Origin of the sequence: Actinophytocola xanthii (assembly GCF_001921205.1) — a bacterium.
GTDB classification, from domain to species: domain Bacteria; phylum Actinomycetota; class Actinomycetes; order Mycobacteriales; family Pseudonocardiaceae; genus Actinophytocola; species Actinophytocola xanthii.
The window spans coordinates 1-15,684 of sequence record NZ_MSIE01000124.1 but is presented as its reverse complement, the minus strand read 5'-3'; the positions used below and the strand labels follow the sequence as shown (position 1 = coordinate 15,684).

At 66.6% G+C, this 15,684-nt stretch carries 7 protein-coding genes; 3 read left to right on the top strand and 4 right to left on the bottom strand.

The genetic code is table 11. From position 1 onward, the window contains the following. Positions 1-1,055 precede the first annotated feature (1,055 nt). Together BU204_RS36495 and BU204_RS36490 are read left to right on the top strand one after the other, a co-directional pair. A complete protein-coding gene (locus BU204_RS36495) occupies positions 1,056-2,564 on the top strand; it encodes a helix-turn-helix domain-containing protein (RefSeq protein WP_083661957.1) in 1,509 nt (502 codons plus the stop codon). A 9-nt stretch (positions 2,565-2,573) separates the two neighbouring features. Further along, positions 2,574-3,320 (top strand): endonuclease/exonuclease/phosphatase family protein, encoded by a 747-nt coding sequence (locus BU204_RS36490; protein ID WP_075130359.1) that lies wholly within the window; start codon positions 2,574-2,576, stop codon positions 3,318-3,320. A gap of 338 nt (positions 3,321-3,658) precedes the next feature. Here the strand turns inward: BU204_RS36490 and BU204_RS36485 are convergent, their stop codons facing one another. From BU204_RS36485 to BU204_RS36470, 4 genes are all read right to left on the bottom strand, one after another. Continuing rightward, entirely contained in the window at positions 3,659-6,511 is a 2,853-nt protein-coding gene (locus tag BU204_RS36485; RefSeq protein ID WP_075130358.1) for a pPIWI_RE module domain-containing protein, read from the bottom strand. 56 nt (positions 6,512-6,567) lie between these two features. Further along, the gene (locus tag BU204_RS36480; RefSeq protein WP_075130357.1) at positions 6,568-10,068 is read right to left on the bottom strand and encodes a pPIWI_RE_Z domain-containing protein; all 3,501 of its coding nucleotides are present in this window, start codon (positions 10,066-10,068) and stop codon (positions 6,568-6,570) included. Then, positions 10,061-11,188, bottom strand: coding sequence for a pPIWI_RE_Y domain-containing protein (locus tag BU204_RS36475; RefSeq protein WP_158073571.1), 1,128 nt, complete (start codon positions 11,186-11,188; stop codon positions 10,061-10,063). Before BU204_RS36475 ends, BU204_RS36480 begins: the two co-directional genes overlap by 8 nt. Before the next feature lie 64 nt (positions 11,189-11,252). Continuing rightward, positions 11,253-12,887, bottom strand: coding sequence for a PD-(D/E)XK nuclease family protein (locus BU204_RS36470; RefSeq protein ID WP_198943112.1), 1,635 nt, complete (start codon positions 12,885-12,887; stop codon positions 11,253-11,255). 234 nt (positions 12,888-13,121) lie between these two features. Between BU204_RS36470 and BU204_RS36465 the strand changes: the two genes are divergently transcribed. Then, a complete protein-coding gene (locus BU204_RS36465) occupies positions 13,122-15,644 on the top strand; it encodes a DEAD/DEAH box helicase (RefSeq protein WP_075130354.1) in 2,523 nt (840 codons plus the stop codon). Positions 15,645-15,684 lie beyond the last annotated feature (40 nt).

The following is a 15,684-nucleotide window of genomic DNA, read 5'->3' as shown; positions in this document are numbered from 1 at the left end:
TGATCCTCATAGTCCATGCCTCCACGATCTTGGGGGAAGCTCACCAGCCAATCGGTGACGACTCGTCACGGCAACAACGCAGGAACCAGACGACGGCAGTAACGGCCGTACCTGAGCGGCCGAACGCGCATCATCAACCAAAACAACCAACGAACGATCCGCTGTAACCGTCCGAAAAAGAGCGTTCAGCTCAGCCAACCCGCCCGGCACGCCCGCTGCAGCGACTCCCAATGCACGAAGCCACGCCACCAAGACTCGCTCTGGCTGCACCGGCCCGGACGACGTGCCACCCAGATCCGCATACAGCGCGCCGTCTGGGTGGCTCTCCCGCAGACCATGCAACCAGCGAACCGCGAGCGCCGTCTTGCCAGAACCACCGACACCACACAGCACCACCCGCCTCGGCCTCTCGGTCCAGGCAGCGACCACCTCCAGCATGGACAGCTCGTCCTCGCGATCGACCCACAGGCTTGTCCCTAACGGCAACTGCCGCGGTGGCCCAACCGACCCAGGAACCGCCACGCCGGGCGACGGCGCGTGCATGAAGATCGTCTCCGCCCTGATAGTGCGAGCCTGGATAACAGAACCGCTGACCGCGCCCCCGAGGCCGTTGCGGTGGTCTCTCGCGGTCATGGCCGGTCCTGCCGGTCGGCACGATGACGGGACACCCTCGTGGCCAGCGTTGTGCTGGCTGCTGGCGGGAACGACTGGCTAGGGCGGGTCGCCGAAGCCATGACGGCGTAGCGCATCGAAACGGCGGCAGGATCCGTGCACTGATCATCAGGACGCCATCGGCTCGTGTCCACGACGCGATCCCCCTCAAGCTCGCAACACCTCAACTTGCTCGAGATCCGGCCGCAAGTCCGGCTCACCACCGCAAGGCCAGCGTGAGCGACAGGACCCACTGGTTCTGCTGGTCCTGAGCTGGTCAACGCTGGCGCCTCCGTTTAGTCCTGGTCTCGCCGGTCGAGTACGCTCAAGCCAACCGTTCGTGCCGCGGCGGTTCCAGAGCGCCGACCGGGCACTGACCGGGCAGTAATAGGGCATGGGGACCGATGACCAGCAAGAAACCGAACAAAAATGAGCACAACCAGGGCAACGCCATGGCGACCAAGCGCCACCGCCTAGCGCGACGACGAAAGACGCTCGGCTTCACGCAGGAGGAACTCGCCGAGCGTATAGGCGTCGATCCCTCCACTATCCGACGCTGGGAAAGCGGAGCTAGCAAGACTGGCCCGACGCCTCACCTTCGTGCCAAACTTGCGACCGTCTTGCAGGTATCACCTGAACAGCTCGACGCCCTGTTGCATGAGGATGGCGACGTACGGGGCGAATCTGCGGCGTGGTCAAGTGTGAGGCAGTCAGAAGGCGACAGCCATCGAGGTGGTCAGCAACCAGGGTCGAATCCTGGAGGCGAGGTTGTCCTTCCAGTCCTCATCGGCGGTCGAGTAAACCTCGTGCCGCTAGGAGTGGGCACTGCAGGCGAGTACTCCATGCGCCTGGTCACCCGCAGGTCGGCTCTTGGCTACAGTCTCGTCGTCGCCGCTGCGGCGACACACGCGGCAAACGGCGGCGCTCAAGCACATGGTCCGACGCCTTCATGGGCCACAGCCACCTATGAAGCTGTGCTGAACCCGGTCGAGGCAATGCGTAGTGCCACAACTGATAACGATGTACCCCCCTTGTCAACTCTGCGCCGGATGGTCGACTACACCGTGCGGGTATCGCTGACATCAGACTACGGCGCGCTGGAACAAGTACTTCCGCGCCTACTTGGCCAACTTGAGATGGCCAGTCTGCAGCGGGGCGACGACGAGGAATGCAAGCAGGTCAGTTCAGATCTGTATGCTGTCGTCGGATGGATGCTTATCAAGGCCGACTTGTCGACCGGTGCTCAAATTGCTGCGGAACGAGCACTGGCCGCTGCTCAGCAAGCGGAGGATGTACTGCGGGTTGCCGCCGCGACTCGATGTTTTGCCGAGGCGCAAATGCGGGCTGGACAACTCGAGTCAGCTACTCGAACGTCGCTTCTTGCTGCCGTGCAGCTCGAGGGCAATGCAGTCGTAGATCAACCGGCGGCGCTTTCGTTGCGGGGTGCCGCATTGCTCAGTGCTGCCGCCGCATCGGCCCGGCGCGGCGACAGGCGGGAAGCTCAAGTGTCCCTGAAGGCGGCAGCGGGAATTGCCGATATTCTTAAACACGATCGATCTGACCTGGGCACCGTATTCGGCCCAACCAACGTCGCAATTCACCAGGTGGCCATTCCGATGGAGTTGGGTGACGCTCGCGAGGCGGCGCGTCAGGTGTCGGGTGTGGACCTCGGCCGGGTGCCTGCGGCGTTGAGCGAACGGCGATCGCGGTTCTTGATCGACGTGGCCCGAAGCTACGCCGGATTGGGCAACGACACTGCGGCGATCGACGCCTTGGTCGACGCGGAACGGGCCTCACCGCATGAGCTTCGCCACCATCGATTGACTCGCGCGCTCATACCGGAGCTCCTTACCCGCGAGCGCCGCTCCTCCAAACTTCGGGCGTTGGCCGGACGCTGCGGCGTCCTGGGGTAGAACGTCAGCATGACTAGTCGCAACACGGACAAGGACGAAGAACTACGGGTACTACACTGGAACGTCCACTCTTGGCGGGACGAAGCCGATCAATCGAACGCCAACGCTGTCATCGAGCTGGTGCGGAAGACCGTCCCCCACGTCGTATCGCTCGTCGAGGTAGACGAGATGTGGTCCCGGCCGTCGGTGCTTGATGAGGTGGCGGCTCAAACGGGATATGCCTCAATCTTCGCACCGACCTTCGAGTTCGGACAGGACCAACCGACCGGCGGCTTCGGCAACGCGATCCTGAGCCGCCTGCCCGCCCTCGCCGTTCGCCAGCGGCAACTGACCTGGCCTACCACGCTCTATGACGGCACCGAACCGTCAGAGCCACGCTCAGCGCTCTTCGTCAAGCTCCAAGGTCCGAACGGCCCAGTGTGGATTGGCAACACCCACCTACCACGCGTCGGGGAAGCGAAACGGTCGAATGCCCTGCAGAGGTTGAGTGAGCTTCTGATGGAGCAGTCCGGTCCTTGGCTGCTCGTGGGCGATTTCAACACGGCAGCTGACTCTTGGATCGGGAAGCAGCCGTTGTGGCAGGTCTGCCCTGCTCCGGCCGTGCCAACTTACCCCACCGCGAAGCCTGTGGAGGCGATTGACTACTGCGTGGTGCCGAGCGGGAGCGTAGTGCAAGGCGAGGTGCTGAAGCGGACGGGATCTGACCACTTGCCGATCCTGGTTCGGTGCCGCCTTCTTGGGAGTCGGCCGAGATGAAACCCCGATCAGGACATCGGACTCGGGGTCGGAGAACGCGAACGGGGGAGATCATCGCGCCGGCGTCCAGTACGGGAGGCGAGCACCGTGGGGATTCGGGCGGCAACCTGCAGCGGCCCGGTGCATGTGGTGCCGACCCTAGTCGGTGTGGAGCGCGCAGTCCCCGGCTTGAGACTTCACGGTGTTCGTGCTCGACGTGCGGGTATTCGATGACTTCCGCTTACCGGAGAGGGCTTGGAAGGTTCACTGCGGGCCGCTAGCGAGGCCAAACCGAAATCCACCGGAACTCCTAAGGAGAGATCAACCGGCCGAGTAGAGCACGCCCCGGGACCGTTGCTCTACTCGGGCTCCGTGCCGGTGGGGGCCTGGTCGTCAGATCCTTCGGGCGGTTCGTTCGGTCCGTCATCGTGGGGTAGGCCGTACTGGGACGTGAGCTCTGCGACGTGTTGGATGAGCGGGAGCGCGAGTGCGTCCTGGTAGTCCTCGGCGAGGCGTTGCTGGTGCAGGAACATGGCCCAGAATTCTGACTCGGCATTGTCTGAGAATCCCAGCATAGTGATCTCTAGCAGTTCTGGATTCCAAGCGTTCCTCGCGGGGTGGATCTCCTCTTTGTTTTTCGAGTTGATCCGGTGTGTGAGCTTCGTTGATTCCACGGAGATTGTGTGGGTGCCTGGTTTGCTGCTTGTGCTGTAGAAGACGTGATTGGTGGAGTCGTTTGGTTTCCACAGGCCCTTGCTGATGCCGCCGGAGTCGGTGCTCTTGGGTGCCCACCATTGTGGCGTTTCGTCGCGATCGTTTGTGGCGAGACGAGCGATCCGCAGGTTCTGTCCAAACACCTTGATACGTTGAGCTGGGCCGTTGCCGAGTTGAATGCGGTCCGGGAGCAGGCCAGGGTTCTTCAGCCAGGGCCATCGGCTGCGGGTGTTCTGTGCGTGGGTGACGACGATCGTGGGTGTCCCGCGCATGGTGTACAAGGTGTTCTGAACGAAAGCGGCTACGGCTTTGGTTTGTTGGTCGGCGGTGGAGAGGTCTTCCGGGCGGACTTGGCCGGTGAGGGCGATCAGGAGTTGTGGGTAGGGGACCCATTCGGTCATGTCGGGTGTGCGGCCGAGGATGCACTTTTGGCCGGGTCGGATGAGCACCGCTACCGGCGTGAACTGAGCCTGCTCGGTGTCGCCGGTGACCTGTCGTTTGACGATCCAGAATGCCAGCTGGTTCAGGTTTTCGGGGATTTTTTCGGCCAGAGTGTGCTTGGGAATTAGGCGCATCCCCAATTGTCGTAGCCCGTCCGCCCACGCCGCGGAGGCCCGGAATTGGGAATCGTCGTCGTCGCTGTCGTCGGGGTTCTGTTCGCCGGGGTTGTGTTCGGCGGGGGTGAAGAATTGGCTGACCATGCCTGCGTCGGCGCAGCCGAGCCGGATGGCGAACTTGGGGTCGGTGGTGCGCTGCTTGAACTTGTCGCGGCCGTCGAGTTCAACGAAGGTGATGACGGTGGTCTCCCCGAGGTCGGCCGAGAGGTCGCGCTGTCGGGCGGCGACGGCGGCGCGCCGTTCGCCGATCGCCGCGATGTGCTCCTTGCCCTTCTTCGGCGGCCGGTCGGTGGTGCCGAGCGGGGCGCCCAGCGCACCGAGTTCGCGGGCGTGGATGCGTACGCGCAGGTCGGGTGTGGTCCAGCTCCAGAGGTCTGGGCCGGTGGCGTCGCGGTAGTCGGCGAGCGCGAGACTGGCTTCGGCGGCGGCGATGAGTTGGTCGCGCATGTGGGTGGACTGGTAGAGCAGGACCGCGGTGAGGTCCCGTCGATCGAGGGCAAGCGCGGTGAACTCACGTCGGCGGATGGCGTTGTCGAGGTCGATGAGCTCGTTCTTGGCGACGGCGTCGGCGATCTGCTCCTCGGTGGCGTCCTTCTTGGGGACCGGGACCTTCGGCGTGAGATGTATCGTCGGATTCTGGGAAATCGTGCTGCGTACCAGCGAAGGAACTGGCACGAACTCGGGGACGAGGGCTGCGCCGGCCCATTCGGTCAGGCGGCGTCGTTCAGCGGGCATGAGCCCGGCGCCGACACCGTGCCAGCCCATCATCGTGTGGTAGCTGGCGGCGCCGGTGAGTTTGTCTCGGCCGTCGATCCAGGTGTCGGGTTCTTTGGCGAACACATCGGCGGCGGGGAGGTTGTCGATGGCGCCGACGCGGGCGAGCATGCCCTCGGGACCGCCTTGTGCCCACTCGATCTGGCGGGTGCGCGGGTTCCACGCGAACTGCGCGACCGCGAACCTGCCAGCGGGGTCGTCACTGGAGGCACCGAGACGCTCGTCCTCACCGACGCCGGGTGGCCCGGAGTCGGGGCTGTCAGCGGTGAGGAAGGGGGCACGGGTGAGCAGATAAGCGGACACACGCCGGGTCCCGGACATCGGAACGGGGCCGGAGACCCAGCGTCGAATGCGGGTGCTGAGGTAGATCCGCGGGATGGGGGAGAACGGCACGGTGCGCAATGACACGGTGATGACCGCCGAGTAGTACCAGATGCGTTCGGCGCCGTAGCGCTTCTGAGCGTCCTTGTCCCTGACCCTGGTGCGGTGCTCCAACGGCGGCCAGGACATCAACTCCGCACCCCTGGCGCGGGCGTCCACGGCGACCCGGCGGAAGCCGACGCGTTCGCCGCAGAACTCGTACGGGGGTTGTGCGGCGATGCGGTCAGCGAGGATTTCCGGCAGGACCCGGTAAAGCCGCTCGGCGGGCACGCAGGTTCCGCATGGGGAGAGGTCGTGTTCGAGCAGGTCGACGGTTTCCGGCTGCCAGGTCAGCGAGTTGACGTCGAGTGTGCGTGCGGTGTCGCGGAACCGCTGAAACGCTTCGGCGCTGGGCGCGAGACTGCGGAGCCAGGCGTGCACGAGCCGGGCGAGCAGGCGGGTCGGGTAGCCGGTCCGGCTGTACAGCCAGGGTCTCGTGGGGTCGAACGACGCGTTGGCGTCGACGGTGACCAGGTCTGGTGCGACGGTGCGGATCAGCGTGTTCAGCCTGTTGATCGGCACCTCCTTGATCCGGCCGCGTTTTGCCTCGGTCAGCCCGGACCGGTAGAGGCCGAGGACGGGTTCCCGCCACGCTTCCGGGAAGGCGAGGGTGTGCAGGTCGGCGTGGAAAGGGCCGGCGTCGGGGTCGGGGATGAACGCCGCGGGCTGCAGTTCGTCGAAGGCCATGAGGATCCAGTCGTGTCCAGTTCAGGTCGAGTCGAGGGGGTTCGGCCGAGGCGGGTTCAGTCGAGGTCGGCGAGGGCCTGGTAGAGCGGTTCGTAGAGGGCGTGCACGAGCGAGCGGTCGAGCGTGGTGGTGGCCGGGTCGTGCGTGAAGTAGGGCTCGAGGACGGCGCGCATGCTGGCCAGCAGGCTGGTGGCAGGAGTGTCGACCGATTCGAAGCCGGCCTGGCGGGGTGCGAAGGCCGCGTCGACACAGACCACCCGGGCAGGCACGCCGCCACGGACCAGCCGACCGATGACCTGCCACATGACGACCAGCTGGTCCCAGGTGAAGCTGATCTTCTCGTCCGGGGTGAGGCTGCTCCACGCCATCTGCCGGGTGAGGAACCGGTTCCACTCCTGGCGGGCTGTCCGTCGGAACGCGAGCGCCGCGTGGTCCGGGGTGCCGGCCGCGCGGGCGGTGGCGTGGAAGACGCGGGCGGGGTCACGGATCTGGCGGACCGCCCAGTCGTTGATCGCGTGGATCGCCAGCGCGATGTCGTCGGGCCGCGGGTGGGGCCGGGCGAGGAAGTAGACGCTGCCGATCGCGGCCTTACCGCCGGCCAGGACGATGTTGTACCCGCGTTCCACCGCGAGCAGCGGCGCGACGAGGATCTCACTGCCGAGGTCGGGAAACTTGGTCAGCTCGCCGCGGCGCAGCACCATCCAGCTGTTGTCGAGGTCGGCGTCGTCGGACACGAGCTGGGTGACCCGACCGCTCCACTCCGGGATGTTGTCCAAGTGGCGCGCGGCGTGCTTGGCCTCGGCGTAGCTGCCGACGAGCAGCAGGATCCGGCGCCGGTCCGGGTCGTCGATGTCGGCGAGTTCCACGTCCAGCATGCTCGACGCGTCCCCGAGGCTGCGGTCGGGGATCGCGAGCTGGTTGAGCATCTGCTCCAGAACCTTCTCCCGATCGTCCGGGCCGCTGCCCGACAGCCGCAGCGGCTTCGGTGGCGAGGTACCGGGCCAGTAGAGGAAGTGCGTACGCAGGGTGGTGTTCAGGATCGCGGCCACCTCGTCGTCGTGTGGCCGCAGGACAGCGTCGACCGGGGCGTGGACGTGATAGCGGGTGGACGTGCCCGCCCAGCTAGTGGCCGACATGAACAGCACGTGCGGGCCAGGCCGGTCGTCCACGACGGGCAGATCGGGCAGGCCGAGCAGCAGCTCGCGGCCAACCCCGCTGCACCGGAAGAACCGCAGCTCGCCGCTCTGGTCGCCGTCACTGGTGCGTTCACCGAGCTGGAACTGGAACCCGAGAACGTTGCCCATGGGCGATTCCGGGATCACCGGCTCGTAGTCCTTGGGCGGGCGGCGCGAGAGCACGTTGGACGTCGCTTCCAGGTTCAGCGCGGCTTCCACCCTCGGCCACAGGATCGTCATCCGGTCCAGCCGGTGGTGCAGGGCCGCCAGGATCAGGGTCAGCTCGAACCGTTGGGCGTGGGTTTCCAGATCGTCGGCGATGCGGGGATCCTGGTCCACGAGGTCGAGCAGCACCTCCCGCAGACGCTGGCGGATCACCGAGTCGCGGTGCGCGTGGAGCAGCTGCAAGGTCAGGTGCACCAGCGCGTTCGCCGTCGGGGTCACGCGATCGTTGTCGTCACGGGGGAGCTGTTCCTCGAGCGGGTCGTCGCGGAACTGGTCGAGCACGGCCTCGACATAGTCCATGCGCGACCGCCGGGACTCGCGGTCCCCGCCCCCTGCACCGCTCCCCGCACCCGCCGCGGCGGCGTCGGTGGGATCGTCGGTGGAATCCTCGGTGGTGTTGCCTGTGGTGTCGTCGGTGGCTGCGTTCTGGTTGACGATGTCGGGAAACCAGGATCGGATCAGCCATTGGTGCAGTGTCATCGCGCTGAAGTAGTCCGCGGTGATCCACTTGGCGAGCGGCGGGGTGCCGACCAGCAGGGCGTAGAGTCGGTCGGTCGCGGTCGATACGGTGTCGACCGAGCTAGTCCAGTCATCGACTTCCTGGGCGGAGAGCTGCACTCGTCCGCGGCGGGCCAGCTCGGCCACCTTGTGCCCGGCGACTTCGTCCAGCCAGGAGTTCGGGGACCGCCCCACCAGGGTGGTGGCGGGCGCGAACGCGCGGTCGAGCTGCATCTGCACCCGGTCGGCCTCGTCGACGATCACGAGGTCGCTCATCCGGCACGCGAGCTCCAGGTGGCGAAGACGTTCGGCCTGGAGTGTCGGGGGCACGCCGCTGTGCACGAGGCTCGCGGGTGTGGCCACCCAGACTTGGGCGTCGACGAGGCTGCGGGCACCGTGGTGGCGAGGGCACACCGTCCACAACGGGCACCCGTGCCGCGCCCGTCGTTGGGAGCGAGCCGACCCGCCGCCGGCTCTGTGCTGGGTGGGGAAGAGGTCGTCGGCGTCTGGCTGAGGGCGCCGGACTTCATACAGCGCGGTGCAGGGCGCTTCCCCGATCCGCAGGGGATTGCTCGCGTCCAGGCCGCGCAGGGCGTCGAGCGGGCAGGCGCTGCTGAGGTAGTCGAAGCTGGGGTGGTCGTGGCCGAGCATGGTTTCCGCGCCGGCGGAGGCCATCCGCCGGTGCAGCCGTTCGAGGTTGCGTTCCCGTGTCGAGTGCCCGAGCACGGGTGCGGCGTTGATCCCGAGGCGGGTGAACTGGTCGACGATCGTGAGGGTTTCGGCCACGTCACCGACGACGATCGTGATGCGCCGACCGGTTTCGGTGGCGGCCCAGAACGCGAGGATGTCGCGCAGGGTTGATTTCCCGGCGCCGACCATGCCGACCAGGTTCATCAGCCGGTCGACCCGCAGTCGCGTGGATTCGGCGAACTCGCCGCGGGCGTCGTCGCGGATCAGCAGCTTCACGCGCCCCAGGCGGCGGACCCACTCGTTGGGTTTGCCGGGCAGGTTCAGCTCGATGGCGTCCATCTTGGCCGCGGCGTCCTCCAACTGCTTCCAGGTGACCTCCACAACCTCACCGCGCCGGGGCGGCAGCACGGGCAGGGCGTGCCCGAGCGGCGCCGGGATGGTCGCGAGCAGCTCGGGCGGAAATGTGACCGAGTAGCGGCGGTCACGGACGTAGAACTCGTACTCGCCCGGCCCCGCCAGCGGCAGTGGCTGCCGGGCGAAGGCCGGCGGCGTGGTCAGCAGCGTCTCGTAGACCTCGAACCGGTGCGCCGCGCGGCTGGGTTGCCGGGGCACCGGCACGCTGTCGAGACCAGCGAGGGTGCAGCCGCGCAGTTCCTCGGGAACCTCCAGGTACGCCTCGACGGCACGCTCCCATTCCCGGCGGCGCCGCATGTCCCACAGGTAGTGCCGCCCGCGCATGACCCGCAGGGGTGCGTCGGCGGTGTTGGTTCCGAACACCTCGCTGTACGGGTAGCCACCGAACAGCGTCCAGGCATCCTTCGCCGGACGATCCGGCATCACGGACCCGAGCAGGTAGAGGCCGAGTTCGACGTCCATCAGCTGCCCAGGCCGGAACTCTCCCAGGGTTGCCGGCCAGACGGGGGTGAGCTGGCCCAGCAACTGGGCGTGCCATCCGCTGCGGTCACGCATCGACGGTCACCCCCGCCGCCGACGAGGGCTTCGGTTTGGGCTTGGTCGGTTGGCTGCGCGCGAGTTCCCGGTCCACCCGGGCCAGCAGGTCGACGTCGGAGATCAGGTCCACAACGCCTGCCAGGTCGTCACGCCGGTGGTGGATAAACACCCGCCCGTAGTCCTCACGCTCGTCGAACCGGTACTGCGGCGCGACCAGAAACCCCTTGTCGTACGGCGGGTCAGGGCGCAGCGGCGCCGTGTCCCGGCCCAGCAGCGCCGGGTTGGCTCGGTCCTTCACATCCACCGCCCACACCTGGCCCCGCGGCAGCATGATCCGCAGGTCATAGGCGTCGAAGTTGGGCCACATCTCCGGACGAAGACCGCGTTCGGTCAACGCGGTCTCCAGGTCGGTCTCGGCGAGACCGGGGCCGGTGATGAACATCCGCATCGCCCGATTGAGCTGGTACATCCCGCCGCCTCGCCGCGCCGGAACGGTGCGGCCGATCTTGGCGTGCTGGTCCCGGCGGCACCGGTCCAGCTCGCACACGTAGCGGTCGCGACCGATCGGCACCAGCAGGCACCCGCACCGCGCGCACACCGCGTAGGCGCCCTCGCGCAGGTACGAGCCGGGCGCGGGCTCGTAGCAGCGCTTGATCAGATCGTGCAGCAGCTCCAGGTCCAGATCGTCGGCCAACGCCGCGCGTTCGGCGTCGGTGAGCACCGGCTGGCGGATCAGCAGCCTGCGGAACGCCGTGTAGGACTCGGGGGCGTGCGCCGCGCGGCACTGGGCGATCGCGTCACCCATGAGCTGGTTCTCGACCTGTTCGGCGGCGACATCCCGCGCCGTGACCCGCCACTCCCAGCACTGCTGCGTCGGGGTGCGTGTCAGAGCATCAACCAAGAAAACCGGGCTGCCGTCGAAGTCGTCCGGCAACGTCCACGGCCACTCGCCGATCGGGCGCTCCATCGCCCACCGGACCATCTCCGGGACGCTGGCCGGAGGCGTGTGCCCCTTCCGCAGGCATAGCAGCACGAGCTGGTTGTAGGTGTTCTGCACCGTCGCGTCGTACACCGAGCCCTGCGGGCCCGATTGCGGACCTGATTGGTGAGAGAGCCGCACCAGCGCGCTGGCCACCATCCTCAGCAGGTTCTCGCCGTCGAAAAAGAGGTCACCAACGCGGCCACCTCTCGGTTGCTGTCCTTCAAGCGGCACCGGTTTCGTCTTCCTTCTCGTCGAGGTCAGGCCCGGGGTAGCTCGGGCACCACACAGATACAGGACACCCCCGACAATTTCGGCCGGGGCGTGCCTCGAACGTGTGATCCGAGCGCCACGGACCAGCCCACTCCCGCAACACCCGGCGTGCGGTCTGCACGCGCTCGTCGTCGGTGGGATCGATCACCACGATCTCCGCACCGGAGGGCCGCAAGATCTCCAACTCGATCCGGCCGGCGCCACCCGGACCAAGCCCGCCCGCGGCGAGCACCGACACCGCGAGGGCGAGCTGCGGAAACTCCTCCAGCGGATCCGTGTAATACCGCTTCGTCTTCTGGGTGGTCTTCAGCTCGCGCCACACCCAGTGCCCGCACTCCCGGTAGATCAGGTCGGGTTTCGCGACCACGACCGCGCGGGCCACCGTGTCGAAGAAGGTCAGCTGCGGCTCGACCTGGACCGAGTCAATCGCGGGTGCATCGCGAAACGGGCAAATCTCAACGTGGTGGCCGAGCATCCGCGCGCCGAGGTTCGCGAACTCGCCCTCGACCCGCCATTTCCCCGCGGACCATGCGGCGTCGGCTACCGGCGTCGTGACAGGCGGCATCGTGTCCGGGCGGCACGCGGTGCCCTGGCCCCGGTGCGCGGCCTCGAGCCAGGCATGCACGGCGTGGCCCAACTCTGCCTCGGGGCTGTACTCATAGGTGCGTGGCAGGTGAACCGTGCGCAGGTACGCCTGCGCGGGACACGTCCGGTAGTAGCGAAGCCCACTGATCGACACCGTCCGCAACGAGCCCTGCCCGGACTCCACACCCAACAACCCGGGCATCCGAACAGGCCCCCGGCACACCGCGACCCGCTTGCAGTCCCCGCACCCGAACCCGGGAACCACATCCTCACCCCGCGCGATCTCCACGACCCGGGCCCGCCCGTGCTCGGCGAAGTACGCCTCGACCTCCCCAGCGGTGCCGTCGAACAGCGGCGTCACCGAGCCGTCAACCAGGCCGACATCGAGAACCCGAACCCGCTCCGCACCCGTGCGCCCCGACGGCCGGAACGGCTCCGACCAGGGATCAGGAAACTCCGCTGGCGTTCCGAACGCGGCCGCGTACGCCGCGATCGCGACCTCACCCCGGCTACGCTCGCGCGCCGCGCCGAGCCGAAGAAACCGAAATTCCCGCAACCCGCCATCCACCGACTCATAACGGCGCCCCCACGCATACAACTCCCACACCACCGACGGCAGAACCCGCTGCGCTACCCACAACTCACGCACCGGCCGCATGGAATGACCGGCCGATGAAAACTCAGCGGCCAGATATGTCCGCGCCGCATGATCCGCGAACCGCGTGACCCCCGGATGTGCCAGGCCGCCAACATCGTGGACGGTCGAGAACACGTCATCGGACGATTCTCCGGAAAACTCAACTCGGTCCAATACCTCCATCACCGGACGCAGGACAAAATCATCCAACTGCTCTTTCGGAAATCGGCCAACCGCACGGGACAGCGGTTGAGCTTTCCACCGCAGCGATGTCGGACAGGTAGCGTCAGCGTCCCGGGCGGCACCAGCGCCCACCCGAACAAGATCAACCATTGGGAGTGCGTCGTTCTGCTGCGCCGTCACTCAGACCTCGCTACAGAACATGAAAGCGTGAAACCTGGCCATAATCCGGCCAACAAGGCACATGGCGGCACATCGTATCAAGCGCATCGCCGCATGTAACCCGTGTGGTCCGGTCGTCTACGGAACACGCAAGGGGAGCGTCCAGGCTCAACCAAACGAGCTACGTTCACCCGAACGAGTGATAGATTGCTGTGCGGTGTGTATCAAACCGTCCCGTGCGGCGATACCTTGCACGTGGCATTGGACTGGAACCAGATCGGCACATCGTCTCCCGAACTGCTGCTGCGGCCGCGGGACATCTTCGCAGCGCTGCCCAACAAACCCTGGCCCTATCTGCGACAGGAACAGGGCGAGGTCCTGGAGCGCTGGTTCGTCCGCAAGGACGACCGCGATGTGGTGATCAAGCAGAACACCGGCGGTGGGAAGACGGTCGCGGGGCTGCTGATCGCGCAGAGCACCCTGAACGAGGGCGTCGGCAAGGCCGTCTACCTTGCACCGGACAGCTACCTCGCGAGCCGCGTTCGGGACGAAGCCGCCCGGTTGGGCCTGCAGACCGCCGAGCGGCACGACGACATCCGGTTCACCAGCGGGCGCGCAATCCTGGTCGCCACTTTCCAGAAGCTGATCAACGGCCAGTCGCTATTCGGTGTGGTCGGCGGCCGACACCCGACGATCGATCTCGGGGTCGTAGTCGTCGACGACGCGCACGCCGCTCTGGCCACCACCGAAGGCCAGTTCCGGCTCACGATTCCAGTAGAGCACCCGGCGTGCCTGAAACTGTTCGAATTGCTCGGCCCCGCGGTGGCTGAGCAAAGCGAGAAGACTTGGCTCGACATCGCCGCCGGCGACCCCACCGCTGTGGCACGTGTGCCGTTCTGGACGTGGGCGGACAAGCACGGAGAGGTGCTGGACATCCTGCACCCTCACCAGCGCGACGAGGACTTCGCGTTCGCGTGGCCGTTGATCGCCGACTGCCTGGGCCTGTGCACCGCCATGCTATCCAGCCGGGGAGTAGAGATCCGGCCACCATGCCCACCGATCGCGAAGATCCCCTCGTTCGTCAACGCCAAACGGCGCGTCTATCTGACCGCGACACTGTCCGACGACAGTGTGCTGGTCACCAACCTCAAGGCCGACCCGAAGAACCTGGAGCAGGTTGTCACTCCAGGTAGCGCCGCCGACCTCGGGGACCGGCTGGTGCTCGCGCCGGTGGAACTCACCCCCAACCTCGATGACGACGCCGTGCGGCAGCTGGCCAAGGCTTTCTCGGTAGGCGATCGCGACGGCGACGGCGTCACCGAATCCCGTCCCGTGAACGTGGTCGTGCTCGTCCCCAGTACCGCCAAGGCGAACCAGTGGCGCCACCTTGCCGACCGGGTTCACTACGTGCGCGACCTCGAGCACGGCGTCGCCGAACTCACCAACGGACACGTGGGCCTTGTCGTGCTGGTCAACAAGTACGACGGGATCGACCTGCCCGGACCTGCATGCGAACTACTCGTGGTAGACGGCATACCCCGGCCGCTCGACGCCGCCGAACGCCGCGAAGCCTCCGCTCTGATCGACAGTCCCACTCGACGCGTCCGCGACGTGCAACGCATCGAACAGGGCATGGGCCGAGGCGTCCGCGACGTTAACGATCACTGCGCGGTGCTGCTGATGGGCGCCGGGCTCGGTGTGGCGGTACACGATGATGCCTGGCTGTCCCTGTTCTCGCCTGCCACCCGAGCCCAACTCCAACTCAGCCGCGACCTCGCCCTACAGCTACACGGAGCCGGCCTGGACGGCATCCGCGACGCGCTATCGGTCTGTCTGGACCGCGACCCGCAGTGGGTGCAACGCAGCAAACTCGCCCTCGCCTCAGTCCGCTACAACAGCACTGGTGCCGTGCGGCCAGAAGCAATCGCAGCACGGGACGCATTCGACCTGGCCGCAGCAGGCCAGCACAACCCGGCCGTCGACCGACTACAACAAGCCATCAACGGAATCACCGATCCCGCGCTGCGTGGGTGGGTACGCGAACAGAAAGCGACCTATCTCCACTTCATTGACCCCGCCACAGCCCAACAACAACTCGGCGCGGCCATTCGCGACAACCCAGCCGTGCTGCGTCCAGCCGTTGGTGTGGACATTCGCCAAGCCCGCCCCGCCGCCGTGCAAGCCCGCGCCGTCGCCGACTTCCTCGGCACCACCTACGCCGACAGCACCGCTCTGGTCCTCGGATTCCGCGCCATGCTCGACGACATCGTGTGGGATAACGAACGCACCGATGAAGCCGAAGCAGCCTGGGAGAAACTCGGCCACCACCTGGGATTCGACAGCATGCGGCCGGAACGCCTGTGCGGGACCGGGCCCGACAACCTATGGGCCCTCAGCGCCACCCAGCATGCGGTGATCGAATTGAAGACCGGGGTAGAACTGGACTGCGACGGCATTGCCAAGAAGGACGCCGACCAGCTCGGCGGCAGCGTGCGGTGGAACGAAAACAAGAACCCTCGCGTGACCAACACGCCGGTCATGCTCCACCCGACCGACACGCTCCACGACATGGCCGTCATCGTGCCGGGCATGCGCGTCGTCACCCCGGCCAAGCTCACCGAGCTGAAGACCGCCGTCGAGAGTTTCGCGACCGCGATGACACAGAGCCCGAACCTCTGGGCCAACGAGCACGCAGTCGCCCAGCAGTTGGGGTTCTACCGCCTCACGGGGGACCGTATCCTGGGTGCGTACTCCGTGGTGGCCCGCAGACCGAACTAGTGCCTCATCAAGGAACGTTGACGCGGTAACCGTGTCGCGT

Excerpts from the sequence above, each read along its gene's own strand:
- BU204_RS36490 (WP_075130359.1), top strand. The coding sequence starts at position 2,574 with ATGACTAGTCGCAACACGGACAAGGACGAAGAACTACGGGTACTACAC.
- BU204_RS36475 (WP_158073571.1), bottom strand. The coding sequence starts at position 11,188 with ATGGTGGCCAGCGCGCTGGTGCGGCTCTCTCACCAATCAGGTCCGCAA.
- BU204_RS36480 (WP_075130357.1), bottom strand. The coding sequence starts at position 10,068 with ATGCGTGACCGCAGCGGATGGCACGCCCAGTTGCTGGGCCAGCTCACC.
- BU204_RS36495 (WP_083661957.1), top strand. The coding sequence starts at position 1,056 with ATGACCAGCAAGAAACCGAACAAAAATGAGCACAACCAGGGCAACGCC.
- BU204_RS36485 (WP_075130358.1), bottom strand. The coding sequence starts at position 6,511 with ATGGCCTTCGACGAACTGCAGCCCGCGGCGTTCATCCCCGACCCCGAC.